We start from the raw sequence: 26,080 nt of genomic DNA on the forward strand, positions 1-26,080 counted from the left end.
GCAGATCAAAACTACACAAATTCGCGGACAATATTTATTTCCATTATAAAACTGAAATTTCAAAAAAACACATACTACACAAAACCAAAACCTTACAAGAAAAAACTTCACTTAAATCAAAATTTATCACCAAGTTCACGCAACTATTTAGCAATCTCAACATCTTTTAAGGGAATTAAAAAATTATTAAACTATGAAAAAACCTATTCTACTTGTAAAAAGCTTAATAGTAGCAAGTCTTCTTGCTGTTAGTTGCGATGACGACAACGACTACAAATGTCCAGAAGCATTTACAGGCGAATTAACAGAGACTGAAACTAATGTTACAGGACTTTGGAAACTTAAAAGTATTGTTACGGAAGAAGAAATTGATTTAACTGATGATGATGTTGAAAATCCAACCACAGATCTATTTAGTCAATACACCGAATGCCAACAAGATGTTGCCTACGAATTTAACAGCGATCGCAGCTATTCCTTTTTGGCTGGAACAACCGCAGCAGACTGCGAAAACGAACAAACCATTTCAGGAACCTGGCAATTAAATGAAGCCTCTGTTCTATCTCTTGTTGCTAGTTGTGCTAAACAATCAACTTTAATTGAAGTTAACGAAACAAACACCGAATTCACCATTGAAACGACTTATAATTTTGTTGACGTGAACGATGTTGTTATTACTTCTGTGACTACTTCGACTTACGAAAAAGTAACGGAATAGCTTTTACAAGCTACAAATTAAGGAGCAAGATGTATTCTTGCTCTTTTTTTTTACACAAGCCACCCCTCCCGATCCAAACTTCTATACTGAATCGCTTCACTTATATGAGAACCATTCACACGTTCTGAATGCTCCAAATCGGCAATTGTTCTCGCAACTTTCAAAATCCTGTCATAGGCGCGCGCCGACAAATTTAAACGCTCCATAGCCGTTTTAAGCAACTGTTTTGAGGCTTCATCCAAAACACAATGCTTACGAATTTGTTTTGTATTCATCTGCGCATTGTAATGCACGGTATCAGATTCTGAAAATCGTTTCGTTTGAATTGCTCTGGCCTCGGTTACACGTTTTCTAATCTCTACTGAAGATTCACTTTTCCGATCTTCTGAAAGCTTTTCAAACGGTACAGACGTCACTTCTATATGAATATCGATGCGATCTAACAGCGGCCCTGAAATCTTGCTTAAATAACGCTGCATTTCAGCTGGACTTGATGTTACCGGAGCATTGGGATCGTTAAAATACCCACCAGGACTCGGATTCATACTAGCAACCAACATAAACGATGACGGGTATGTTACCGTAAATTTTGCTCTGGAAATTGTCACTTCCCGATCTTCTAAAGGCTGTCGCAATACCTCTAATACACTACGTTTAAATTCCGGCAATTCATCTAAAAACAACACGCCGTTATGCGACAACGATATTTCTCCAGGTTGCGGAAACGCACCACCACCAACCAAAGCAACATCGCTTATTGTGTGGTGCGGACTGCGAAACGGACGTTGCGCCATGAGTCCACTATCTTTTACCCTACCAACCACAGAATGAATTTTAGTCGTTTCTAAAGCTTCATGAAGCGTCATAGGCGGTAAAATGCTGGGTAAACGTTTGGCTAACATCGTTTTTCCTGCCCCCGGAGGTCCGATTAAAATAATGTTATGTCCGCCGGCAGCTGCAATCTCCATACAACGTTTAATCCCTTCCTGACCTTTTACATCACTAAAATCGAATTCCGGAAATTCTAAATTTTTATAAAATTCGTCTCGCGTGTTAATTATAGTTTGCTCAAGCGACACTCCTTTATCGAAATAATCAATAACCTGTTTAATATTATCAACACCATACACCTCTAAATTATCCACTATGGCAGCTTCTTTTGCATTTTGACTCGGTAAAATAAAACCTTTAAAGCCTTCTTGTCGTGCTTTTACCGCAATAGGCAGCGCACCTTTTATGGGTTGCAGACTTCCGTCAAGTGAAAGCTCTCCCATGATAATATATTTTTCTAAATGTTCGGCTTGAATCTGCTTGGAAGCAGTAAGAATACCAATCGCCAAAGTTAAATCGTAAGCACTACCTTCTTTCCGCAAATCGGCCGGCGCCATGTTAATGGTAATTTTCTTCCCAGGAATTTTATAACCGTTATTCTGCAATGCAGCCGCTATACGGTAATTACTTTCTTTAATGGCATTATCAGGCAAACCTACCAAATGATAGCCAATACCCGAATCGCAATTTACCTCAACAGTGATGGTGGTAGCTTCAACACCAAAAACGGCACTTCCAAATACTTTCTTCAGCATATATGATCATTTTTCCCTTATAAATGTAAGAAAAGTATTTTAAATCCCTAAAAACCAATTTCTAACAAAAAATCCCGCATCAAGCGGGATTTTGTTAGAGTCAATAAATTTATTCTCTCAATTTATATAGACACTTTTTTAATTAGTTTAAAAATTTCGGTTTCAACACTAACATGGCCCATGCCCAATTTTGACCATCAGCAGCAGCGTCTTCAGACACTCCTTTTAACTCGTATATGCCATCTGCAGCAAACATTTGAGAATATCCCATAACTAAGGTATAGCCCTTAAATTTCTTTGTAAACACTAAATCTATTTCTGTTCCTAAAGCTTTATCTCCACTTGGCAAATCCTGCTCTCCACTAAAGTTTAAAGCTTTAACCAACAAACTTGAGGTTTCACTCAACGTGAAGTTAGCACTAATATGCACATCAAATAGCCCAATTGAATTTGCATGGTTACCTACATAGAAATAATCCATAAATCCGTTAAATTTATGATTTGTTCCATATAAAGGGAAAAATGCACCAGTTTCTCCAGCATCACCATCACTCCCACTGATAATTTCAAGTCCGGCACCTAAACCTACTTTAGGAGACACTTTATAACTCAAATCAAGTCCTACTAAATAAGCCCCCTTCACATCAACTTCCCCTTGTCTTTGTCCTGTTTGAAGAAAGGCATTTGCTGCTACTCCAAAACTTCCTGATTTATAATCTAAATGAGTTCCAAAGGTTTGAAGGTTACTTGTTCCGTCTGGTGCATCGGTATCATCAAATTCTTGAAATCCATTATTCATAAATAATAAACTTCCTGATAATTTCTCCCAAGACTGACTTAAATGAGCCATTTGCATAGTTTTATATGAGAAAAACCCAGTTGTATTATATGCTGTACTTGTATTTACAAATCCTCCCGGATTCGAATAATCCTGATTAAATGCGAAGGCCACATCTATAGCAAATTTTTCCTTTTTATATTTTAACAATGCAGCATCATGATTACGCCCCTGTTGTGCCCAGTCTAAACCTCCTAAAATACGTTGATCATCATATGATAGTACCTGACGCCCTAATTTAGTAGTCCAACCTGAACCTAAATTAAGTTCTGCCCAAGCCTGAAACACAGCAAACGAATTATTTTGATCATAAGGCAAAATCTGTCTGTTTTCACCCCAAACCATCACATCCTGCAGGCTTAAATAAAATTTATATGATTCTGTTGCAAACCCTGCATTTAATCGTGCTCTGGTCGATACCCCAAAACCCGCATCAGCACCATCCGCAATTATACTCCCAAATCCGTGGCGGTATTCGGTTCTTGGTCGAAATTCACCATCTAAAGTAAATTGTGCATGTACATATTGCAAGCATCCTAATAATAGCCCTAGAATTACATATTGTTTTTTCATCTGTTATTTTTTAAGTTTAAAAATTGGTTAGTTTGTTTTTCTTTTTAATCAATTTCTCAAAAATATAGGATAACCTTGTCTCATTTTATGACAAAACTCATATCCCTATTTAATGCTCTAAGAAATCAATAAGATGTTTTCTGTATTTATAATAATCGTCATGCTCTAAAACCGATTTTCGTGTTCTAGGTCTTTCGAAATCTATATTTAGAATATCTCCGATTTTAGCTTTTGGCCCACTAGTCATCATCACCACACGATCTGCTAAAAAAATGGCTTCATCTACATCATGTGTAATCATAACCGCTGTAATTTTTTCTTTATTCCAGATTTCAATAAGAATATCCTGAAGTTCACCACGTGTTAAAGAATCTAACATACCAAAAGGCTCATCCAGCAACAATACTTTGGGTTTTATTGCAAACGCTCTGGCAATACCAACACCCTGCTGCATCCCCTGAGATAAATCGGAGGCTTTTTTATGAAAGGCATCTTCCAAACCTACTTTTTGAAGATAGTATTTAGCAATATCGTTGCGTTGAGACTTGGTTGCATGAGGAAATACCTGATTTACACCCAACATCACATTTTGAAGCGAGGTCATCCAGGGCATTAAACTTGGCGCCTGAAAAATAACACCTCGATCTGGTCCAGGTCCTTTAATATGACGTCCTAAAACCGATATATTACCTCCCGAAATTTCGTTTAACCCCGCAATCATGGATAACATCGTGGTTTTACCACAACCCGAATGCCCTATAATGGTTACGAATTCCTCCTTCATAATCTGAAGGTTTAAATCTTCAAGAACCACATAATCTCCTTTTGGTGTTGGGTAAACTTTCTTAAGATGTTTTAAATCCAACATCACATCTTCATGAAATGCAATGCCATTTTCGATAACTAAGTCATTGTGTATTGTATTTGAAATCATATTTTCCATGTTTTAAAAGCGTCCAACAAAGCTTTTCGGTGTTAAATCTGGTAATTCGTAAACTTCCTGCTCTACCGACTTCCGCTCATTTCCTATATCCATTAAGTACTCAATAATAGCGTTTCTGGTTTCTTTAAAGTTAGCATTATCGTTAAGTTCGGTTTTATCTCGCGGACGTTCAATATTAATTTTAAACTCTGGTCCTAAAGTCGCTTTTGGTCCCGGACGCAATGGAATAATGCGGTCTGCCATGTAGATACCTTCATCTACATCATTTGTGATTAGTAAAGCGGTTCGTTTTTCCTTGCCCCAGATATTTAAAATTTCATCCTGAAGATTTCCACGAGTTAAAGCATCCAATGCCCCCAGTGGTTCGTCCATTATAATCATCTCTGGTTTCATAGCCAAAGCCCTGGCGACAGCCACTCGCTGACGCATCCCACCAGATAATTCTTTTGGTCTTTTATTTATTGCTGGTGTTAAATTTACCATATCAACATATTCTGCCACAAGTTCTTGAAGCTCCTTTTTAGTCTTTTTAGGAAAAACTTCTTTTACCGCCATAAATATGTTCTGTCCCACCGTTAACCAAGGTAATAATGAGTAATTTTGAAAAATCACACCGCGCTCATGACTGGTTCCCAAAACAGGTAACCCTTTAAAAAGCACTTCGCCTCGGGTTGGTTGCAACAGCCCATTTATCAGGTTTACTAAAGTTGTTTTACCACTTCCTGTAAACCCTACGATAGCCACAAACTCACCTTCTTCAATGGTTAAATTGATATTAGAAAGTACCTCGGTTGCATAGTCGCCTTGTCCGTAGGTTTTGTATACGTTATTTAGTTCTAAGTATGCCATTTTATACCCTTAAAAGTTAATAATTAATTCGTTAAATACCACTTGTTTTATTGAAGGATATGGCATTTTGAATGGTTAACATAATACGATCTAGCAAAAACCCGATTCCCCCAATAACAAACATGGCAACAATAATTTTTGAATTGGAATCTACGGCACCGTTCTGAAATTCTTCCCAAACAAAAGATCCTAAGCCCGGACTTTGCGCTAACAGTTCAATAGCAATAAGAACCATCCAGGCTACAGACAACGTAATTCTTAAACCTGTAAATATTAACGGTAATGATGATGGTAAAATCACCTTAAATACTTTCTGAACTGGTCCTAATTTTAAAACTTTAGCCACATTGATATAATCTTTATCTACCGACGCCACACCCATTGCGGTATTTACTAAAGTTGCCCACATAGAACATAAGCCCACACTTATAAACGAAATAATAAATGCACTATCGGAATTTGAATCTTTAGTCAAAGTTTTCACAATCATGAACACCAATAGCAACCACACTACAGGAGATACCGGTTTAAAAATCTGAATCAACCAGTTAACCGAGCTTCTTAAGGTTTTACTTAAACCGATAATAACCCCAATCGGTACAGCAATAACCAAAGCCAATAAAAACCCTGCAAAAACCGTTTTCAAACTGGTTAAAATTTGATCAACAAATGATGGACGACCAGTATACGTAATAGGATCTTTACCTTCTGCAATGCGCTTAGCATTTAGAGTAGCTGTTTTCTCCGCAAAAGCATCTTTATCAGCTTTAATAATTTGATGATCTCGTAACAAAGATCTATACGACTCCCAAACCTGAGCAGGAGATGGTAATGTATTTGGCTGGCAACTTATATCTCCAGAAGCTATACAAGCTTTCATAACATCTGCTGCCTCCTGCCCTTGTTCGGTTAATGCCTTTTCAATTTTATAATCCGCCTCTATATTATATAACGATTTAGCGCCCATGTGCCATAAGCCAATAAATAAGAATATGGAAGCGATTGGCACAACTACTTTTCTTAAGAAGTTTCTAAACCCTTCTTTATCTAAATCTCCGGTGAACAAGGATTTTATTGTCATTAAAAACCCAAGTCCCATAAATTTGGTTACTCTATCTAATGTTACAGTCTGCTTCATGATTGCTAAATTTTATATTGAATGTATTACTTGTCTTTGTTTCCTATTTTGAAACTGTTGATATATCCTATTGGATCTTTTGCATCGTACGATGTACCGTCAATAAAATCTGTTGTTACTGGTTTATACCCGTCGGTTTGAGGAATATCTGAAGCCGGAATGTATCCTTCTTCAACTAAAAGGGAAGCTGCTTTTTTCCAAATATCTGGTCTGTAAATATCTTTAATTGTTTCCGCATACCAATCTGCAGGCTTTGCTTCCGGAATTTGCCCCCAACGACGCATTTGAGTTAAGAACCAGATACCATCTGAAAAGAACGGATAGGTTGCATTATACTTATAGAACACGTTAAAGTCAGGCATTTCACGCTTATCACCCTTTTCAAACTCAAAGGTTCCGGTCATGGAATTCGCTAACACCACTTCATCGGCACCTACGTATTGCGGCATGGATAATATTTTCACAGCTTCCGCTCTGTTTCCTGGTTCATCCAACCATTTTCCTGCACGAATTAAGGCTTTAGTTACCGCAATAGCTGTATTAGGATTTTCCTCAACAAACTTTTTAGTCATAACAAAAACTTTCTCAGGATTGTTTTTCCAGATATCATAGTTCGTTACTACCGGTACTCCAATCCCCTTAAACACGGCTTGCTGGTTCCATGGTTCACCCACACAGTATCCGTAAATCGTTCCTGCTTCTAAAGTTGCCGGCATTTGTGGCGGAGGCGTTACAGATAATAACACTTCAGCATCAATCTGTCCTTGCACATTTTCTGCCGTATACATCCCCGGATGAATTCCGGCTGCCGCTAACCAATATCTGATTTCGTAATTGTGTGTAGACACCGGAAACACCATTCCCATTTTAAAAGCATTACCATTATTTTTATATTCAGCAATTACAGGCTTTAAAGCATCTGCTTTAATTGGATGTATTGGTTTACCATCTTCTCCCATAGGTACATTAGCCTTCATTTTAGACCAGACATCATTTGATACGGTAATACCATTTCCGTTTAAGTCCATTGAAAAAGCTGTTACCAATTCTGCTTGCCTACCAAAACCGGCTCCAGCAGCAATAGGCTGACCAGCCAACATGTGAGATCCGTCTAACTGACCATCAATAACTCGATCTAAAACATTTTTCCAGTTTGATTGCGCCTCAACAGATACAAATAAGCCTTCGTCTTCAAAAAAGCCTTTTTCTTTAGCAATAGCTAAAGGCGCCATATCTGTTAATTTTATGAAACCAAAGGTTAACTGAGGTTTCTCTATATCTAAAGTTTTTGTTTTAGATACATTTTCTGCGATTTCTTCGGTTATCGCTTTCTTTTTAGAATCTTTTCCACCACAAGAAAACAACAGTAATGAAACTGATAGTGCCCATGCTGATTTTTTTAATACTGATTTCATATTGAAGGATTTTAGTTAATTTACGTATTTATACTTATTTTTCAACAAATATATACGTAGTAAATAATCCTTTCAATGGGATATCACATAGAAAATCATCTTTTTAAGCAATAAAAAACCTGCTAAAACACAGGTTTATTAAAAAACCCCAATAAAACCAAGAGATAACAAACTACTTATAAACAAAAAAGCCATACGTAAAATACGCATGGCAATAACTAATAAAGTTGGTAAAGTACTTAAAACAAACTCTTTTAACTATCTAAGAAGAAATTATGCTCATTTATTTCTCCTTTTAACAGACTTATATCATTAATTCCTATTTTTTTTCCTCTCGCTATAATTAATTTTTCCTTTTTCAAAGCAGAAAACACTCTAATCACCTGCTCTTCTGTTGTTCCTGCATAATCAGCATACTCCTTTCTACTTAAGTTTACATCCAAAAACCCTTTATTCACTCCAAATTTTCTATTAATATATAATAAAGTATCAATCACTCGCTCACGAACCGTCATTTGCGAAATAGATTTCACCTTAGATTCACTCTTATTTAATTCATTAGCATAAAACAACATAAGATCGTAAGCAAACTTAGGGTTACTCATCAAAGCCTGCTGTAACAGGTGTTTAGAAAAATAACACAACACCGTATCTTCTAAAGCAATAGCTCCAATGGAATAATACTCCTCTGTTCCAAAACCACGGTGCCCAATAATTTCACCCTCGCGAGCAAAACGAACAATTTGCTCTCTCCCATTAATTCCTGTCCTAAAAACCTTAACCTTTCCTTTTAAAACAAAAAACAACCCGTTAACTGGTGCACCTTCTATAATAAACTGCTGCCCCTTTTTACAACGTAGATTATTCTTTTTCACAACCAACTCATCATCCTCAAAAACAGACATATTACTCTTAATTAAGCAATTCTGATTTTCACAGTTATGACACGATGAATGGTTTGGCATGTTTTTACGTGTTGCGGTTAAAACTTTATGTCTTAGAATGGTGGTTTCCAACTAAAAAACGAATGATTAAACTATAATATTAATTTCTACCCACAACAAATATAAGTATTAATACTTAACAAAATACAAAAATTACGTATTTATTATTCTTATTTTAAAAATATCGTTATATTTGTTTATATATAACGACTTCTTATGATTACAATTAACGAAGCTATAGACATAGTAAAAACCAAATGTTTACCTTTACTAATAGAAACCACAAAACCTCTGGAAAAATCAGGAGGTTACAAATTAAGCTGTAATATTTACGCGCCTATGAATATGCCTCCATTCAGGCAGTCAGCTATGGATGGTTACGCTTTAAACTGGCACGATAAGCTGACTTATACTGTAATTGCTGAAATAAAAGCTGGTGACAACCATCAGCCTATTCTTAAAAAAGGGGAAGCCGTTCGCATTTTTACTGGCGCCCCGGTTCCCGATTCTGCGAATACAGTAATCATGCAGGAAAAAGTTACTAGAAACGAAAATACCATTAAACTGGAGAATCCTATTGCTATAAATATGAATATCAGAGATGTTGGTGAGCAGGTAAAAAAAAGCCAGTTGGCTTTAGCAAAAGGCACTAAACTTACTCCAGCAGCCATTGGTTACTTAAGCTCACTAGGCATTAAAGAAGTGAACGTCTATAAAAAACCTTCCGTTGCGATTTTAACCACAGGAAACGAATTAGTGGAACCTGGAATACACTTAGAATACGGACAGATTTATGAAAGTAATTCGCAAATGCTACTAAGCGCCTTATATAGTTTTAAATTCTACGATGTAACTATTCATAAAGTAAAAGATGATTATCATGAAACCCTTAACACATTAGATCATGTTATTAAAGAACATGATTTAGTAATTATCTCCGGAGGTATTTCGGTTGGCGATTACGATTTTGTTGGTCAGGCCTTAAAAGCATTACAGGTTGAAGAGCATTTTTATAAAGTCAATCAAAAACCAGGAAAACCCCTGTTTTTTGGAACAAAACAAGATACTTACATATTTGCATTACCAGGTAACCCCGCGGCATCATTAACATGTTTTTATATTTATGTATTTACAGCTTTACAACGCCTAATGAATAGCGAATTTTATAAATTACCTCGAATTCAGGTAAAATCAGATTCTATATTCAAAAAACATGGCGATCGCCCACAATTCTTAAAAGCTACCTATAACGGCAATACGGTTACTATTTTAGAAGGTCAAAGCTCATCTATGCTGCAAACCTATGCTATTTGTAACGCCCTGGTATTTATGCCCGAAGATCAATCTAAAATAAAAGTTGATGATTTGGTTGAAGTCATTTTGCTTCCTGTCTAAAACCCCATTGTTATGAGTTACAAGATAAAAAGCCGCATCTGGATTGAGCATGAAGATAATGTGTTGTTAGGCGAAGGTCGAGTACAGCTCTTAAAAGCCATTGATGAAACCGGTTCCTTATCTAAAGCAGCCAAATCCTTAAACATCTCCTATAAAAAAGCATGGGATTTAATCGATTCGGTAAACAAATCAGCTAAAAAACCAGTAACCATAAACACTATTGGTGGTAAAGGTGGTGGTGGAGCCGAATTAACAGGATATGGTAAATCGCTAATTCTCGCTTTTGATGACATCAATAAAAACTGCTGGGATTTTTTAGAACTTCAACTAGAAAAAATTAAAGCTCTTTAATCCCATAGCTCCTATAATATGCTTTTAGATAATCAACATATATATGCCTTTTTGCTACTACTTCCTGTGGTATCATTTTTATACGCCAGTGTAGGTCACGGTGGCGCCAGCGGGTATTTAGCCTTAATGGCGTTGTTTTCATTTGCTCCAGAAACTATGAAACCTACTGCCCTGCTTTTAAATTTGTTTGTCGCCGGGATATCGTTTTACTACTATTACCGCGGTGGATTCTTCAATAAAAAACTATTTATTTCATTTGCCATCACTTCTATTCCACTCGCTTTTTTAGGCGGAACTATTGAAATTGATGCTTCTATTTATAAAAAGATATTGGCCATTTTATTAGTCTTCGCTATTTTAAAAATGCTGAATGTCTTCGGAAAAGAGAACGAAACTACTAAAGAGGTTAAGCTTTGGCAAGGCCTTTTGGTTGGCGGTATTATAGGATTCTTTTCAGGACTTATCGGTATTGGTGGCGGCATCATTCTTACACCCATAATTTTATTATTACATTGGGGTAAAATGAAAGAAGCTGCTGCCGTTTCAGCACTGTTTATCTGGGTTAATTCGGCATCAGGACTCATTGGTCAGTTTAGTAGTGGCGTCACTTTAGAAAAAGAATCCTTTATCCTGGTTGCCGTTGCGCTTATCGGAGGAGTTTTAGGAGGGTACTTGGGAAGTAAAAAAATAAACAACACAGCATTGCGTTACATTTTAGCTTTTGTATTGGTTATTGCTTGTTTTAAATTAGTCCTCACCTAACATGATAACAAAAAATAACATAACGGGGATAATTCTTTCCGGAGGAAAAAGCAGCCGCATGGGTACCGATAAAGGCTTCATTTCCCTTAACGGAAAACCATTTACGCAACATGTTATTGATGCATTATCTCCTCTGGTTTTTGAAATTATTATCGTTTCAAACCATGCTGATTATGATATATTTAATCAACGTCGTATTGAAGATGCTATTCCTGATTCCGGACCTCTAGCCGGGATTTATTCTGGGTTAAAAGCTTCAAAAACAGTGTTTAATCTGGTATTAAGTTGCGATATTCCATTAATAAAACCCGAAGCATTACAATTATTGATTGATAATGCTTCTGAAGACATCGATATTATTCAAGTTGAAAGCTACGGAAAAACCATGCCTTTGGTGGCACTTTACAAAACGTCCTGCGCCGAGACCCTTATAAACCTTTTAAATGAGGATGAACGTCGGTTACGATACGCTGTAAATCAATGCCGCGTAAAAACCATAACATTAAATGATCAATTAGCCGATTGTGTGATAAACATAAATACCCTTGAAGAATTAAACCAATTAAAAATGACAATTACTATTAAATATTTCGGCCAAATTGCTGAAGCAACTCAAATACACGAAGAAACTATCGAGCATGACAAATCCACAATTTACGAATTAATAAAATCACTCACTTTAAAATACCCAGCCTTACAACAAAAGGAATTTAAAGTAGCTCAAAACAAAACATTAGTTTCAAATGAAACCTTATTAACCGGCGAAGAAATTGCCCTATTACCACCATTTGCTGGTGGATGAAAATCATGAATAGATACAGTAGACATATTATACTTTCAGAAATTGGTCAAATTGGTCAGGATAAACTTTCTAACACCAAAGTTCTCGTAGTTGGCGCAGGCGGATTAGGTTGCCCTATTCTGCAATACCTAGCCGCCGCAGGTATTGGAACACTTGGCATTGTAGATTTTGATGTAGTGGATATAACCAACCTACAACGACAAATATTGTTTGGTACAGCATCAATCGGCCAAAACAAAGCTTTAGCCGCCAAACAACGTCTAAAAGATTTAAACGACAGCATTTCTGTTATCGAATACCAAGAAAGGCTTACCCATAAAAATGCGTTAGACCTTTTTGATCAATACGATATCATTGTAGATGGCACCGATAATTTTGAAACCCGTTATTTAATCAACGATGCATGCGTGATTACCAATAAACCGTTGGTGTTTGGAGCCATTTATAAGTTTGAAGGTCAGGTTTCTGTGTTTAATTATCAAAACGGACCAACCTACCGCTGTTTGTTTCCGGAGGCACCGGAGAAAAACACCGTGCCTAATTGTTCAGAAATTGGCGTTTTAGGTGTACTACCTGGTATTATTGGCTCCATGCAGGCTAACGAAGTCTTAAAAATCATTTTAGGAATCGGCAATACACTTTCAGGGAAACTCCTTTGCTACAATGCATTGCATAGTCAAACAACTGTTTTAAATATCTCTAAAAACAATCATGAGATTGAAAAGGTTCTAAAAAACAAAAACAGTTTCACCACTCAAACTACAGAAACTTTTTGCGAAATACCAGCGATAGTTGTTTCAATTGAAGACGTTTTAGATAAAAATAACATTCAGCTTATCGATGTTCGAGAAACACATGAAACTCCTAAAATTGAAGGCATATCTGTAACTTCTATTCCTTTAAGTGAGTTGAATGCGCATATCAATCAATTGGACCCCAATAAAGACAAATATATATTTTGTCAGTCTGGTATCCGAAGTAAACAAGCGGCTTCTATACTACAAAATTTAAATATCAAACATTGTTACAGTATTAAAGAAGGTGCTCCTGATATTATTGAATACTTAATCCAACAAAATCAAGAATAATGACAGATAAAAAGATAAAAAATGTGTTTCAGCAAGGCGCTATTTCATCAGAATTCATTGGGAATTCTATTGCTAAACACCAAACCAAAACCAGCATTGGCGCTCATAATATATTTTTAGGGCAAGTACGCGCCGATATTATTGATGGAAAAACGGTTTCTGCCATTGAGTATTCCGCGTATGAAGGTATGGCCAATGAAAAATTTCATGAGATTCGTGAGGCTGCCTTTGAAAAATTTCATTTAACCTGCCTGCACATTTACCACAGCTTAGGGACTGTAAAAGCAGGCGAAATATGTTTGTTTGTTTTTGTGTCTTCACCAAGGCGAAAAGTGGTTTTTGAAGCTTTAGAATATATTGTTGAAGAAATAAAAGCTCATGTGCCCGTTTTTGGAAAAGAAATTTTTGAAGACGCCTCACATCAATGGAAAGCGAATAATTAAATGTGATTTGTTTAGTTGTAAAATCCTTAAGTCGATAACAGCTAAAAAACATCCAACTAAAAAACATAAAATGGTAGATATTACACACAAAAATACCACATTACGAATTGCTACGGCTCAAGCTATCGTTAAAGTCAGTAAACCGGAAACTATTGAAGCCATCAAAAACGACACAGTTCCTAAAGGCAACGTTTTAGCTATGAGTAAAGCCGCTGGCTTATTAGGTGTTAAACGCACTCCTGATATTTTACCGGATTGCCATCCCTTACCCATCGAATACACAGGTGTGGAATACGACATAAACGGATTAGAAATTATAGTGTTATTCACTGTAAAAACCATTTACAAAACAGGTGTTGAAGTGGAAGCCATGCATGGTGCTAGCGTGGTCGCTTTAAATATGTATGATATGCTGAAACCCATCGATAAAGGCATTGAAATTCACGCCATTAAATTACTAAACAAAAAAGGCGGCAAATCAGATTTTAAAAACCGTTTTAGAACTGATATTAAGGCTGCTGTAATTGTGTGTTCAGATACTATTTCCGCAGGCGATAAAGAAGATAGAGCTGGAAAGGCCATTATTGAAAAACTTGAAGCGAGTAATGTAGAAGTTGAAGATTATATCGTGATTCCTGATGAATCGGAAATCATTCAAAATAAAGCCAAAGAATATCAGGAAGCGGGTATCGATTTAGTCATTTATACGGGCGGTACCGGACTTTCAAATCGCGATGTAACCCCGGAAGCGTTGATTCCCGTTTTAGACAGACGCATTCCCGGAATTGAAGAAGCGATTCGCAACTATGGTCAGGATAGAACTCCTTATGCGATGCTGTCCAGAAGTGTGGCTGGAACGATTAAAAACACTTTAGTTCTGGCATTACCAGGCTCCACTAATGGAGCTAAAGAATCTATGGACGCGGTTTTCCCTTCAATATTACATATTTTCGGAGTATTAAGAGGTGTAAGACACGACTAACATGAAAAATGAAAAAAACATATTACAGGATAATTTTGGTAGAGACCATTCCTATTTACGAATTTCGTTAATAGAGCGTTGTAATCTGCGATGTTCTTATTGTATGCCCGAAGAAGGTGTGCCACTTTCTCCTAAAAGCCATTTAATGACTTACGAAGAAATTTACGAGATTGCAAAAACCTTTGTAAAACATGGAGTCACAAAAATTAGATTAACCGGCGGCGAACCCTTGGTTAGAAAAGATTTCCCGATAATTTTAGAAAAGCTGGCGTCGCTCCCCGTTGAAATTTCTATCACCTCAAACGCCGTAATTATTGACAAATTTGTAGACGTCTTAAAAGCCTATGGCGTAAAAAGTTTGAATATTAGTCTGGATTCACTTCATCGTGATAAATTCAAGGAAATTACTCGCCGGGATAATTTTGAAAAAGTTCACAACAACATTTTACTTTTAGTTAAAGAAGGTTTTAAAGTCAAAGTAAATGCCGTTTTAATAAAAGACTTTAACGACAATGAAATTATCAATTTCATAAAGTTCACGAAAGACTTACCGGTATCGGTGCGTTTCATAGAATTCATGCCTTTTGATGGTAATAAATGGGATATGAGTAAAATGGTATCCTACAAAGATGTTATGGATCGGGTTTACGAATCGTTTTCTGAAAATCAAGTCGAACGTCTACAGGATGCTCCAAACGACACCTCTAAAAACTATAAAATAAAAGGTTACACCGGCAGTTTTGCTATAATCAGTTCGGTAACTAATCCGTTTTGTGATTCCTGTAACAGACTGCGTTTAACAGCTAACGGCCAATTAAAAAACTGTTTGTTCTCGGCTACAGAATCTGATATTTTAGGAACACTTCGCGCAGGAAATTCCATAGATCCTGTAATTGAAAAAGCTGTAAAAGCAAAGTTTAAAATTCGTGGTGGCATGAATACCTTAGATAAACTCCAGAAACCTGAGCGTCATAACCTAAACCGCAGTATGATTACTATTGGCGGGTAATACTGTGTTTTTTTACAAATCAAGGAAGCCAAAAGACTTCCTTGAAGGAAAGGGTTAAAATTTGGTGCTTAAACCAAATATTGAGAGAGTAACCCCAATACACTAACTTGTTTTTAAGGTAATTTGACTCACCTTTTTATCATATAAACCTGTTTCCGTTTTAGCCAAATTTTCAAACATGTTTACACAAACATCAACCACCTTAATAATCGAAATCGATTTTTCTGTTTTCCCACTCAATTCTTCTGTTGTATCGTACCCAATAATACCCCCAAAGTTCGAAATTCGGTTTAGTTTAGTTAGTTGAGAGACATTTAGTCCTTCAGGGATATTAATGCATTGTGGTACAAATGAGATATTATTTATATTATAATTTTCCCTTAGACGTTGTTCATCATACAGGTTGGTTACAATAATATGATTGGCTGTTATCATCCATTTATTAAATTGTTTTAACAAAAATTTACGAATCGATTCAAACTGATTTTCATCTTCTACCTGATGCCAAATATTGATATTAGGAATTCCTTTTAATCTGCAAAATACAGGAACTAATCCTACTAAAGTATTGGCTATCTTGTTCTCTCCAAACATCGATTCTCTGTAATCAAAAACTACAGCATCCGGCTTAATGTCATTGATTGTTATACTTATAGAAAAACCATTTGATAAACTATTTAAAGACCAGCAATCTTTAACCAGAATTCTGCAGCCTGTTTCTGTAAAAAACAAACCATTCCTTCCATATCTTTTATTAGTTAATAAAATGATTTCGGAAACAGCTTCGCTTAACCTGAAATGTTTAATTAATTGATAAGCATAATCACCTAATGCATCTTTGCTTATCGGGTATGTGGTTATTATTGCTAATCTCATCAAACGTTACAATTTTATTTACACAAATTTGTCATTTTTATCGAAATCGATTCATGATTTTAGTTAAAATTCAAATTACTGTAGACGAATGGTTGTTTACTTTAGTTGAAATATGATCTAATAATTATTCTTAAAAATGATAATTTTCAAAGTAAATCTTATTTAAAAAGAAAAGGCAAAAACTTTCGTTTTTGCCTTTAAAATAGAAGTTTTGCTATTAATCATTCAAACATAATTGTCCCTCTATTTTATTTGTCGCATGGACTACCACCCCCATGCTTTAACACATTATTGAGTAAATAGAATAACTTAAAAAAATATGAAAAGTTAAAACACTTAAAAATAACCCACCATGACTATTTACCTATAACAAAGGTAATTCGTTATAAATGAGTTAAACTGTATTTTTCGTCGAATGAAATTTTAGTGTAGACGAATGGAAGTAATGATATGTTAACTCGTTAAAGCAGATTTAAGCGATTCATTAATTCCGGACGATTTGATCGACTTACAGGCACAACATCTTTTTTTACAAGCACACTATTATCTTCGATATCAACAATTTCATCAACATTAATAATAAATGAACGATGTACTTTTAAAAACAAATCGTGAGGTAATTTTTCTTCAATTTTCTTTAAAGTAGAATGTACCGTGTAATTTTTAGTTTGCGTTTTAATATGAATATAATCTCCTTTAGCTTCGATAAGATAAATACTTGGGATATCTATTTTTATCAGTCGTCTGTCGATATTCACATACAGGTCGTTATCGGCAACTGTTGGCTCTTTAGGTTCAGACTCCATAATAACCTCTTGCTTTAACTCTGTCTTTTTAGCTTTTAAAACAGCTTTTTCAAAACGTGCAGGAAGCACTGGCTTCACTAAATAATCTACAATACAATCGTATTCAAAAGCATCAATAGCAAACTTAGAATCAGATGTTGTTAATATGATTTTGGGCGGATTTTTTAAGGTCTGAATAAAGTCGAAACCTGTAAAATCTGGCATATGAATGTCCAGAAAAATTAAATCGACCTGATGCTGATTTAAAAACTTTATTGCCTGAATTGCATTAGGAAACGTCTCTAAAACAGTTAAATCTTCAGTTTTAGAACACAGTTGGCTTAATATCGCTCTAGCTGTTTCTTCATCATCAATAATAATACAATTCATAAAGCTCTATTATAATGTTTTAAGGTAATTGGTTATGGTTATTAAAATAGCTTCAAATTCAGCTTTTAAATTTACGTCTCCTTCTCTCAATTTCTCCTCAAATGCAACTGCTGTATGATAACTTTTTTCAAGGCCCAAAATAAGAATTTTATGTTTAAGTTTATGAACATTATCTGCTGCTTTCTGGTAATCTTCCAATTCTAAATTAGAATAAAAAACAGCTTTTTCCTCAGGAAATTCACACTTAATAATATCTATTAGCTTTTGTTCGAAGACTTTATCACCTCCAGACATACTATGGATATATGACATATTAGGCTGTTCCATTTGACCCTTTTTTTATCGTAAATAAAAATGTTGTTCCTTTATTTGGTTTACTTTCCAACCATATTTTTCCGTTGTGCAATTCCACAATTTTCTGCACAATAGACAAGCCTATTCCTGTAGATTCATCGCTCTTCTTTAAAGCATGAAACACCTTAAATATTTTATTATGAAACTTCTTCTCGATACCCATGCCATTATCCTGAATCGAAAACTGATAACAGTCGTCTAATTCTTCAACAGAGATATAAATGAGTCCTTTGTCCTTATCAATAAACTTAATGGCATTACTGATTAAATTTTGAAAAAGTTGCTGAATTTTAGTTTTATGTCCAAACACCACCGGAAGCGGCTTTAGTATGTATATCGTTATATGTTCTGGAATGTATAAAATCTGAATTAAATCCTGAACGATCTCCTGTGTATCAACAGGCTCTTTTTCATTTTCATAAAACCCAACACTGGAATAAGCCAAAATATCTGAAATTAGATGCTCCATACGTTCTAAAGTGGTTTCAATTAAGCCTAAATTTTGAATTGTGGGCGCGTCTAATGTCCCTTTATTGTCATCTTTAATCCAACTCACTAAAGCATTTATACTACGCAACGGCGATTTTAAATCGTGCGACACAATATGGGCATACTCCTCTAATTCATTATTACTTCGCTCTAAAGCTTCCAATAGATTTACCTTTTCACGCTCTAAACTTTTAACATCGGTAATATCTAAATGAATACCAATAGAGCCAATCATATTACCTGTACTATCATAATTAGGTGCCACACTCACTAACCAATCCCGTTCTTCTCCTGCTTTGGTAATCATTTTAATTTCATAAGAATCGGTTAAACCTTGATCTCGGTTTTCGCGTTTCTCTTCCATAAACTTCTGGTCAAACTTAAATAAGTTTTTCGCATCGAGACCCATAAGCTCTTCAGAAGAATAGCCAGACATCCTTAAAAAATTTTCATTGGCAACGGTAATACAATCTTGAAGGTCTACTTCAACCAAACCCAAACTCATTTTAGTAATGACGTTTCGGTATTTTAAACGTTCCTGATCCAAGTTTTCTCTATATTGACGTCTTAAGGTAAAATCTTTATAGGTCCACAAATGTCCTTTGTGTTCGCCATCTCTGAAAACCGGCACATAGTCGCGTTCAAACACCCGACCATCAGTCATCTCCAATTCTTCCCCCAAAACCATTTCACAGCCGTCAATTATTTCTTCAATTCGATCAACAAATGCGTCTGATTCTTTAAACAAATGTTTGGCCTGTTCTGCCGCTGCCCTACAATCGTAACCAACCATCTGTTCTGGCTTTAAAGGAATATTGAAAAACTCACAAAACTTACTATTGGTAACAATAATATTTCTGTTTTCATCTTCCAACAAAATACCTTTATCCAGATTTGAAATCACCGTAGCCAATCGGTTTTCAGACTCAACTAATTTCTCTTCTGCTTCTTTTTCTTTGGTAATATCACGAATAATGCCCTGAGCGGCTATTGCTTCTCCGTTTTCATAAACAACATTAGCATTAATATGTACTATTTTTTCCTGTTGAAGTGGTGTCGTAATTTTTAACTCGAAATTGGTTAAAATACCTTCTTTTAATAGCTGTTTAAATGAAAAACTAACTTTTTCAAAATCGTTAGCATTCACCATAGCCATAAGGTTGTAACCTATACCATTCTCTTTTAAATTCAGGATTTTTCGGGCACTTTCGTTCATATTAAGAATGTTACCCGTTAAATCCATAATTAAGAAAGCATCAACAATACTTTCACATCCCAATTGAAGAAAATTTTTAGAATCCTCAAAACGATTATTCATCTCCAAAAGCTGGGATTCTAGAGCAATACGGGCAGCGGTTTCTTTAGCTAATTGCTGTTTTAATATGTCAATTTCATCTTGACTCATTAATATAGTATTAAAATTAGGGCACGACATTTCGTTTCTCTTAGTAAAGTAACGATTATTACACGAGAATTGAAAACAAAAAAGTAGGATTTACTTTATAAATTTTTAAAAGAAAGCTTTTGACTAAAAAAAAAAGCACTATTGAAATTATAATTTTATGAGCTCGTTCATGCTCCAGTATTTAAGTAGATTTTCGATTTTTGAAACATACTCATCGTACTTTAAAGGCTTTAAAACATAACCGGCCACTCCTATTTTATAACACTCCAATAAATCTTTTTGATTGCTAGACGTTGTTAAAATAATGGTTGGTACATATTTTAAAATGTCATTATTCTTTAAAATTGACAGAAATTCGATACCATTAATTTTAGGCATATTCAAATCTAGAAGAATAATATCAGGAAGATTATCTTTTTGCTCCAGAATTTCAAGCGCTTCTTCTCCATGATGCGCTTCAATAATATTATGACTAAGATTTAACGATGAAATGGCACGATGTAATTTCATGATTTCAATAGCATCGTCTTCAATAAGTAAGATGTTTAATGGGGGATTCATTATTAAATCTAATCAAAATGAAACTCAAAAATATTACTATTTCGGTCAATCTGCCTTTGATTTCGTTGATTTCAATTCAAGTGTAGACCAATGACAAAAAAGTGTCGACGGATGGATTTTAAATTTCCTACTTAACCAATACCTTCTTTTCAAAACTGCTCTTTGGCGCCTCACAAAGCGAACATTCATAACTCTCTGGTAAATTTTCAAACGCTGTATTTGGAGAAATATGCTGCGTTATATCGCCGTAAATCTGGTCGTATATAGTTAAACACTCTTTGCATTGGTAGACTTCCTCTTCGTGAACTTCTTTTTTAATATCCTTCTCCACTTCTTTGTCATATTCTGTGCCTAATTGCTCAAAATACAATTTACTCAACTCCATTAACAATCCAGGTAATTCTACCTTATCTACATCCTGAACATGCATGATGTATTCGCGGGTATTCGGGTCGAAATTTTTAGCATACAGCAAATTATAGGTATCACGAATAACAAAATCGCCTAAATTTTCGGGTTGCTTATTTTTTTCAATAACGATAGATGTAAAATGATAGGTTCTACTTTCGTAATTGGCAATACCAAAGGTGAGTCCGTAGGTACTAATATCATTCTGATCAAAATTGGTGACTAGGTATTTTTTTAAATTTAATGCTGCTGAATCGAAAACCGGCAAATGCCAGTTTAACTCCAACATAGAATGCCGTACATTAATCCCGTAACTTCCTAAAAATTTTTCCCATTGTAATTTAAATTTCATTGGAATCCCTTTTACAATAAAAGACTTCCAAGGCGTAATGGAAATTTTACCAATTTTATTTTCGGCACATAAATCGCACATAGCTTTTAAAAATCTAATGTCGTAACGGTTATTCCTCCAGTACAAGCCTAACCAGTATTTATCACCAAAACGGTTCATCCCTTCATAATACGGAAAGGGATAAAAAGGCACTTCTAAAGGCCGGTCTACGGTTCTGTTATTTGTGTCGACGGCATCACTAACCAGTTCGAAAAGCGTTTCTATGTTTTCTGGTTCTTCAACTAAAACCTTTTCAATGGCTCGTTCTATTTTATACATATCCCAGCTATAAATTAAAGCAGGATACATCACGGTTTTTTTCCATTCCGGAAGTCTCACATACAAATACCAGTAATCTTCATGTTCTGAAGCTACAAAATTAACGTTCCCCGTAAACAAAGGCACTAGACGCTGTTTAGGATCAGTAATGTTAACACGGAGTTTCAACTTATGTTTAAACTGTTCTAAAACATACAAATACCGATCACTGGTTAACCATGAAGTACTCGGTAGAATATCGGCAGACACGTAAGACGAAACGATATTTTCCATACCATCTCGCTTGGGTTTTGTAAACTTGATCTTATCGAAATCAGGAAATTTACGTTCATCTATTTGTTCGGGGAATATAATATCTTGTCGAGAACCAAATGAAATGGCATCTAAACCCAAACCTTCGGCAGCTTCACATATATATTTCAACTCTCCCGGAGATAATACACCGCCGTTTATTCTCAATCGATACGATTCTTCTCTTTTAATTTCCATAACTATTTACGATAAAACCTTTGTGCTACTTAAAATTTCTCTAACTTCTGTTTTGCAGCTTCCGCACCCTAAACCGGCTCCCGTTTTATTACACAGCTCGGTAAAATCTGTACAACCATGTTGAATAACTTCTTCAATATTTCCCGCTCCCACCTGACTACAAGAACACACCAGCTTACCAAGTACCGGCACATCGTTGGAAGCACCGCGAAGCAAGGTGTTGCGTTTATCGGCCATTTCAATTTTACTTTCAATCATGGTCTTAAATTCAGCAAACTCATTTTTGTCACCCATTAACACCGCGCCAATTAACAAATCATCTTTTACAATGCATTTCTTGTAGTAGCGTTTCGATATATCGGTAAAGATAATTTCCTCGTAAGAATCGTCATTTTCAGGAACATTGATTTCTCCAATACTGCACAGGTTAAGATCGTTAAATTTTAAAATATTCATCAATACCGAGCCATTGTATGCACAACTTATATCACCCGCAATAAAGTTTGAAAGTATATTGGCTTGCTCTTCAGCAGCCGAAGTTATTCCGAATAACTGATTATTATATTCTGCTATTTCGCCAATGGCAAAAATATCGGGATGTGACGACTGTAAATGCTGATTAACCTTAACGCCTCGTCCGCAAACAATTCCATTTTCGCGAGCAATCTCCACGTTAGGAATCGTACCAATGGCATAAACAATAGCGTTAGCTGTGATGAATTTACCACTCTTTAAGGTAATGTTTAATTCCCCGGTATCTTCATCATCAAACACCGTACTTACCTCGTTATCAAAATAAATCTGAATCCCACGCTCCTGAACATCCAGCGACAGCAACTTACTGGAAATCGCATCTAACTGACGCTCCATCAACCTTGAAGCACGCTGAATGATGGTCACTTTTACATTTTTATGCTTCATCGCCGCTGCAAGCTCCAACCCTAATAATCCACCACCAACAATAACGATGTGCTGCTCTTCCGGAGGCAATCCTGTGGCGTCTAAATAGGCTTTAAAACTATCTGCATCACCTTTATTTCGCATGGTAAAACGACCCGGAAGATTAATTTGAACATCATTTGGAATAAATGCTCGGCTTCCAGTCGCTAAAATTAACTTATCGAACGTGTGCTGTTCTCCGTAACTATCGGTTACCTCTTTTTGTTCTGAATTAATTTTATTTATTAGTGTTTCAGTATGAATTTTAATATTCAGTTTATTTAACTCGGTTTGTTTGATTTTTAGCAGTTGCTCCCAGGTTAATTCTTCTGTGACATATTCCGGAAGCAATACACGATTATAAAACAAATTCGGCTCCTTTGAAAAGACATGAATTTCATCTTCCTGATTATTTTCTCTATAATTCTGCACAAACCTGAACGCTGCCGCCCCTGCTCCCACAATAATAATTTTTTCTACCGGCTTTTTGTATTTTGAAACCGATACACGGGTAAATTTAAAGTCTGGTTCTTTCGACTGCGGATCGACATGTGTATTCGTTAAATTATTAGCTCTGTTTAGGTCGCTTTGCAATTGTTTTCCCCAATGCATAGGTAAAAACACCACGCCTTTACCTATGTTTTCGGTCACTTTCGCCCGAACTCGAACGGTACCATTTTCACTTTTTATCTCTGTAATATCACCATCTTTAATTTTAGATAAAAACGCATCTACCGGATTAATTTCTAGAACTGGCGTGGGATAATGAGTTTTTAATCGGGATACCTTTCCGGTTTTCGTCATGGTATGCCACTGATCGCGTACTCGACCAGTAGTTAAAATTAAAGGATAGTCTGCGTTAGGCTGGAGCGATGTATTAATGATACCTGCCGGCACATTAAATATGGCCTTTTGTGAAGGCGTATAGAATTTTTTATCCTGAAACAACCTCGGCGTACCTGGATGTCTGTATTCTGGAACCGGCCACTGAAACGTACCTTCTTTCTTTAATCGATCGTAATTTAAAAAAGACACATCTATATTAGTCCCTTTGGTCATAGACGCATACTCATCGTAAATCTCCTCTGCACTATTATAATTAAAACCTCGAAAGCCCATACGCTGCGCAAAATCGCAAAAAATCTCAACATCCGGTCTAGCCTCTCCTGGCGCATTAATTTCTTTAGGTAAATAAGAAATACGTCGCTCAGAATTCGTCATGGTTCCTTCTTTTTCCAACCAAGCTGCCGCTGGCAATACCAAATCAGCATAGGCTACCGTGTCTGACTTATGTGAAATTTCCTGAACCACGACAAACTTAGCGTTCTTCATTGCTTTCTCTATACGATGGGTATTGGGCAAACTCACCAACGGATTGGTACAGGCTATCCAGATGGCTTTTAATTTTCCTGATTCAAGAGCATCAAACATTTGTGTTGCTGTTAGACCCGGATTAGGTGAAATCTTTTCAACCCCCCAAAACTGAGCGACCTCACGGCGATGTTCTTCATTCATTAAATCTTTATGAACCGCCAATAAATTAGCCATACCGCCTACCTCTCGACCCCCCATAGCATTAGGCTGACCGGTTAACGAAAACGGTCCTGATCCCGGCTTACCAATTTGACCGGTAATTAGTGATAAGTTCAATAAAGCAAAATTCTTATCGGTCCCAACCACGCTTTGATTAAGCCCCATGGCCCACATACTAATAAAGCCTTTCGCCAACCCAATAAAATCAGCAGCCTTTCTAATATCTTTTTCAGAAACACCGCATAATTTTGAAGCTTCCTTGACAGTAGTTTCTCCTAATTGCTGATTGTATTTATCAAAACCTTCCGTATAATTTTTAACAAATTCTTCATTCATTAATCCGCGTTCAAAAATACTTCGTGCTATAGCGTTATAGAGAATGATATCGGTTCCAGGAATGAGTTGCAGATGGATATCGGCAAAATTAGCAGTATCAGTTTTACGAGGATCCACCACAATGATTTTCACATCGGGATTTTCCTCTTTATGCTTTTCTAATCGACGGAATAAAATAGGATGACACCAGGCTGGATTAGCTCCTGTAATTAAAAAACAATCTGCCAATTCAATATCGGCATAAGAAATAGGCACACTATCTTCACCAAAGGTTTTTTTATATCCGACTACAGCTGAACTCATACAAAGACGGGAATTGGTATCGATGTTATTTGTTCCTAAAAACCCTTTGGTTAGTTTATTGGCTATATAGTATTCTTCTGTCAAACTTTGTCCTGAAACGTAAAACCCAACGCTATCGGGACCGTGTTTCTTAATTATTGATTTAAAAACACTCGCAGCACGATCTAAAGCATCATCCCAACTAACCCGCTCACGAGGGTGCGAACGACTCCAGCGCATTTCAGGATATAAAATTCGGTCTGAAGTGTCATTAGCAACATAATGCAGGTTCATTCCTTTAGAACAAAGCATTCCTTTGTTTACAGGATGATCTTTATCGCCTTCAACAAAGATTTTATTGTTATTATCTTTTTTAACGATAATTCCACAACCTACACCGCAATACGAACACGTTGTTTTTATTTCATTTTTTAACATAAACCACTGTGTTTTATACTAAATTATAACATTTTAATTTCACCAAGCACGGGAGTCGACATTATTGAGAATACAGCAAAAAGGAATACTTTCTTTTCTATATTTAACAACACAACGAACCATAACTTATGTTTTTAAAGGGAATATGTTCTAGAAACTACCTACCAAACAAATAACATTTAACAAATTTTCGAGTAAAAAACAACTAAGAACACCTCCTGTTATTACAAAATTAAGTATAAATACTTAATTTTTAAAACAAAAAAATACGTATTGTTAGATAAATACT

Annotated in this window: 23 protein-coding genes; 9 read left to right on the top strand and 14 right to left on the bottom strand. The window is 35.8% G+C overall.

What is annotated here, in order from left to right:
* The first annotated feature begins 193 nt into the window (after positions 1 to 193).
* Positions 194 to 718: a DUF5004 domain-containing protein gene (locus ICJ84_RS10175; RefSeq protein ID WP_188216287.1), complete on the top strand. Its 525-nt coding sequence runs from the start codon at positions 194 to 196 to the stop codon at positions 716 to 718.
* A gap of 50 nt (positions 719 to 768) precedes the next feature.
* Here ICJ84_RS10175 and ICJ84_RS10180 read toward each other — a convergent pair whose 3' ends face one another.
* The 7 genes from ICJ84_RS10180 to ICJ84_RS10210 all read right to left on the bottom strand — a co-directional run bounded on the left by ICJ84_RS10180 (position 769) and on the right by ICJ84_RS10210 (position 8,965).
* The gene (locus tag ICJ84_RS10180) at positions 769 to 2,304 is read right to left on the bottom strand and encodes a YifB family Mg chelatase-like AAA ATPase (RefSeq protein ID WP_188216288.1); all 1,536 of its coding nucleotides are present in this window, start codon (positions 2,302 to 2,304) and stop codon (positions 769 to 771) included.
* A 142-nt stretch (positions 2,305 to 2,446) separates the two neighbouring features.
* Positions 2,447 to 3,715 (bottom strand): alginate export family protein, encoded by a 1,269-nt coding sequence (locus ICJ84_RS10185; protein ID WP_188216289.1) that lies wholly within the window; start codon positions 3,713 to 3,715, stop codon positions 2,447 to 2,449.
* 109 nt (positions 3,716 to 3,824) lie between these two features.
* The gene (locus ICJ84_RS10190; RefSeq protein WP_188216290.1) at positions 3,825 to 4,649 is read right to left on the bottom strand and encodes an ABC transporter ATP-binding protein; all 825 of its coding nucleotides are present in this window, start codon (positions 4,647 to 4,649) and stop codon (positions 3,825 to 3,827) included.
* Between the two features lie 12 nt (positions 4,650 to 4,661).
* Positions 4,662 to 5,507: an ABC transporter ATP-binding protein gene (locus ICJ84_RS10195; protein ID WP_188216291.1), complete on the bottom strand. Its 846-nt coding sequence runs from the start codon at positions 5,505 to 5,507 to the stop codon at positions 4,662 to 4,664.
* 31 nt (positions 5,508 to 5,538) lie between these two features.
* The gene (locus ICJ84_RS10200) at positions 5,539 to 6,645 is read right to left on the bottom strand and encodes an ABC transporter permease (protein WP_188216292.1); all 1,107 of its coding nucleotides are present in this window, start codon (positions 6,643 to 6,645) and stop codon (positions 5,539 to 5,541) included.
* Positions 6,646 to 6,671: 26 nt separating this feature from the next.
* Positions 6,672 to 8,060, bottom strand: coding sequence for a CmpA/NrtA family ABC transporter substrate-binding protein (locus ICJ84_RS10205; RefSeq protein ID WP_188216293.1), 1,389 nt, complete (start codon positions 8,058 to 8,060; stop codon positions 6,672 to 6,674).
* Between the two features lie 254 nt (positions 8,061 to 8,314).
* Positions 8,315 to 8,965 (bottom strand): Crp/Fnr family transcriptional regulator, encoded by a 651-nt coding sequence (locus ICJ84_RS10210; protein WP_241748735.1) that lies wholly within the window; start codon positions 8,963 to 8,965, stop codon positions 8,315 to 8,317.
* Between the two features lie 255 nt (positions 8,966 to 9,220).
* Between ICJ84_RS10210 and ICJ84_RS10215 the strand changes: the two genes are divergently transcribed.
* From ICJ84_RS10215 to moaA, 8 genes are all read left to right on the top strand, one after another.
* The gene (locus ICJ84_RS10215) at positions 9,221 to 10,399 is read left to right on the top strand and encodes a molybdopterin molybdotransferase MoeA (protein WP_188216295.1); all 1,179 of its coding nucleotides are present in this window, start codon (positions 9,221 to 9,223) and stop codon (positions 10,397 to 10,399) included.
* A 12-nt stretch (positions 10,400 to 10,411) separates the two neighbouring features.
* Complete coding sequence (locus ICJ84_RS10220) at positions 10,412 to 10,750, top strand: winged helix-turn-helix domain-containing protein (RefSeq protein ID WP_188216296.1); 339 nt, start codon at positions 10,412 to 10,414, stop codon at positions 10,748 to 10,750.
* Between the two features lie 18 nt (positions 10,751 to 10,768).
* Positions 10,769 to 11,512, top strand: a complete 744-nt coding sequence (locus ICJ84_RS10225) for a sulfite exporter TauE/SafE family protein (RefSeq protein WP_188216297.1) — start codon at positions 10,769 to 10,771, stop codon at positions 11,510 to 11,512.
* 1 nt (position 11,513) lies between these two features.
* Positions 11,514 to 12,314 (top strand): NTP transferase domain-containing protein, encoded by an 801-nt coding sequence (locus ICJ84_RS10230; RefSeq protein WP_188216298.1) that lies wholly within the window; start codon positions 11,514 to 11,516, stop codon positions 12,312 to 12,314.
* A gap of 5 nt (positions 12,315 to 12,319) precedes the next feature.
* Positions 12,320 to 13,402: a HesA/MoeB/ThiF family protein gene (gene moeB, locus ICJ84_RS10235; protein ID WP_188216299.1), complete on the top strand. Its 1,083-nt coding sequence runs from the start codon at positions 12,320 to 12,322 to the stop codon at positions 13,400 to 13,402.
* Complete coding sequence (locus ICJ84_RS10240) at positions 13,402 to 13,845, top strand: molybdenum cofactor biosynthesis protein MoaE (RefSeq protein WP_188216300.1); 444 nt, start codon at positions 13,402 to 13,404, stop codon at positions 13,843 to 13,845. The genes moeB and ICJ84_RS10240 overlap by 1 nt, the downstream gene beginning before the upstream one ends.
* Before the next feature lie 70 nt (positions 13,846 to 13,915).
* The gene (gene moaCB, locus ICJ84_RS10245) at positions 13,916 to 14,827 is read left to right on the top strand and encodes a bifunctional molybdenum cofactor biosynthesis protein MoaC/MoaB (protein ID WP_188216301.1); all 912 of its coding nucleotides are present in this window, start codon (positions 13,916 to 13,918) and stop codon (positions 14,825 to 14,827) included.
* Between the two features lies 1 nt (position 14,828).
* Positions 14,829 to 15,836 (top strand): GTP 3',8-cyclase MoaA, encoded by a 1,008-nt coding sequence (gene moaA / locus ICJ84_RS10250; protein ID WP_188216302.1) that lies wholly within the window; start codon positions 14,829 to 14,831, stop codon positions 15,834 to 15,836.
* 102 nt (positions 15,837 to 15,938) lie between these two features.
* Here the strand turns inward: moaA and ICJ84_RS10255 are convergent, their stop codons facing one another.
* The 7 genes from ICJ84_RS10255 to ICJ84_RS10285 all read right to left on the bottom strand — a co-directional run bounded on the left by ICJ84_RS10255 (position 15,939) and on the right by ICJ84_RS10285 (position 25,791).
* The gene (locus tag ICJ84_RS10255) at positions 15,939 to 16,712 is read right to left on the bottom strand and encodes a glycosyltransferase family protein (protein WP_188216303.1); all 774 of its coding nucleotides are present in this window, start codon (positions 16,710 to 16,712) and stop codon (positions 15,939 to 15,941) included.
* Positions 16,713 to 17,173: 461 nt separating this feature from the next.
* Positions 17,174 to 17,887, bottom strand: a complete 714-nt coding sequence (locus ICJ84_RS10260) for a LytR/AlgR family response regulator transcription factor (protein ID WP_188216304.1) — start codon at positions 17,885 to 17,887, stop codon at positions 17,174 to 17,176.
* A 9-nt stretch (positions 17,888 to 17,896) separates the two neighbouring features.
* Positions 17,897 to 18,214 (bottom strand): Hpt domain-containing protein, encoded by a 318-nt coding sequence (locus tag ICJ84_RS10265; protein ID WP_188216305.1) that lies wholly within the window; start codon positions 18,212 to 18,214, stop codon positions 17,897 to 17,899.
* Positions 18,201 to 20,135: a PAS domain-containing sensor histidine kinase gene (locus tag ICJ84_RS10270; RefSeq protein ID WP_188216306.1), complete on the bottom strand. Its 1,935-nt coding sequence runs from the start codon at positions 20,133 to 20,135 to the stop codon at positions 18,201 to 18,203. The genes ICJ84_RS10265 and ICJ84_RS10270 overlap by 14 nt, the downstream gene beginning before the upstream one ends.
* Positions 20,136 to 20,282: 147 nt before the next feature.
* The gene (locus tag ICJ84_RS10275; RefSeq protein WP_188216307.1) at positions 20,283 to 20,696 is read right to left on the bottom strand and encodes a response regulator; all 414 of its coding nucleotides are present in this window, start codon (positions 20,694 to 20,696) and stop codon (positions 20,283 to 20,285) included.
* Between the two features lie 127 nt (positions 20,697 to 20,823).
* A complete protein-coding gene (locus ICJ84_RS10280) occupies positions 20,824 to 22,263 on the bottom strand; it encodes a rubredoxin domain-containing protein (protein WP_188216308.1) in 1,440 nt (479 codons plus the stop codon).
* Positions 22,264 to 22,269: 6 nt separating this feature from the next.
* Positions 22,270 to 25,791, bottom strand: a complete 3,522-nt coding sequence (locus ICJ84_RS10285; protein WP_188216309.1) for a nitrate reductase — start codon at positions 25,789 to 25,791, stop codon at positions 22,270 to 22,272.
* Between the last annotated feature and the right edge of the window lie 289 nt (positions 25,792 to 26,080).

The sequence above is a fragment of the Aestuariibaculum suncheonense genome (assembly GCF_014596935.1).
Lineage (GTDB): Bacteria > Bacteroidota > Bacteroidia > Flavobacteriales > Flavobacteriaceae > Aestuariibaculum > Aestuariibaculum suncheonense.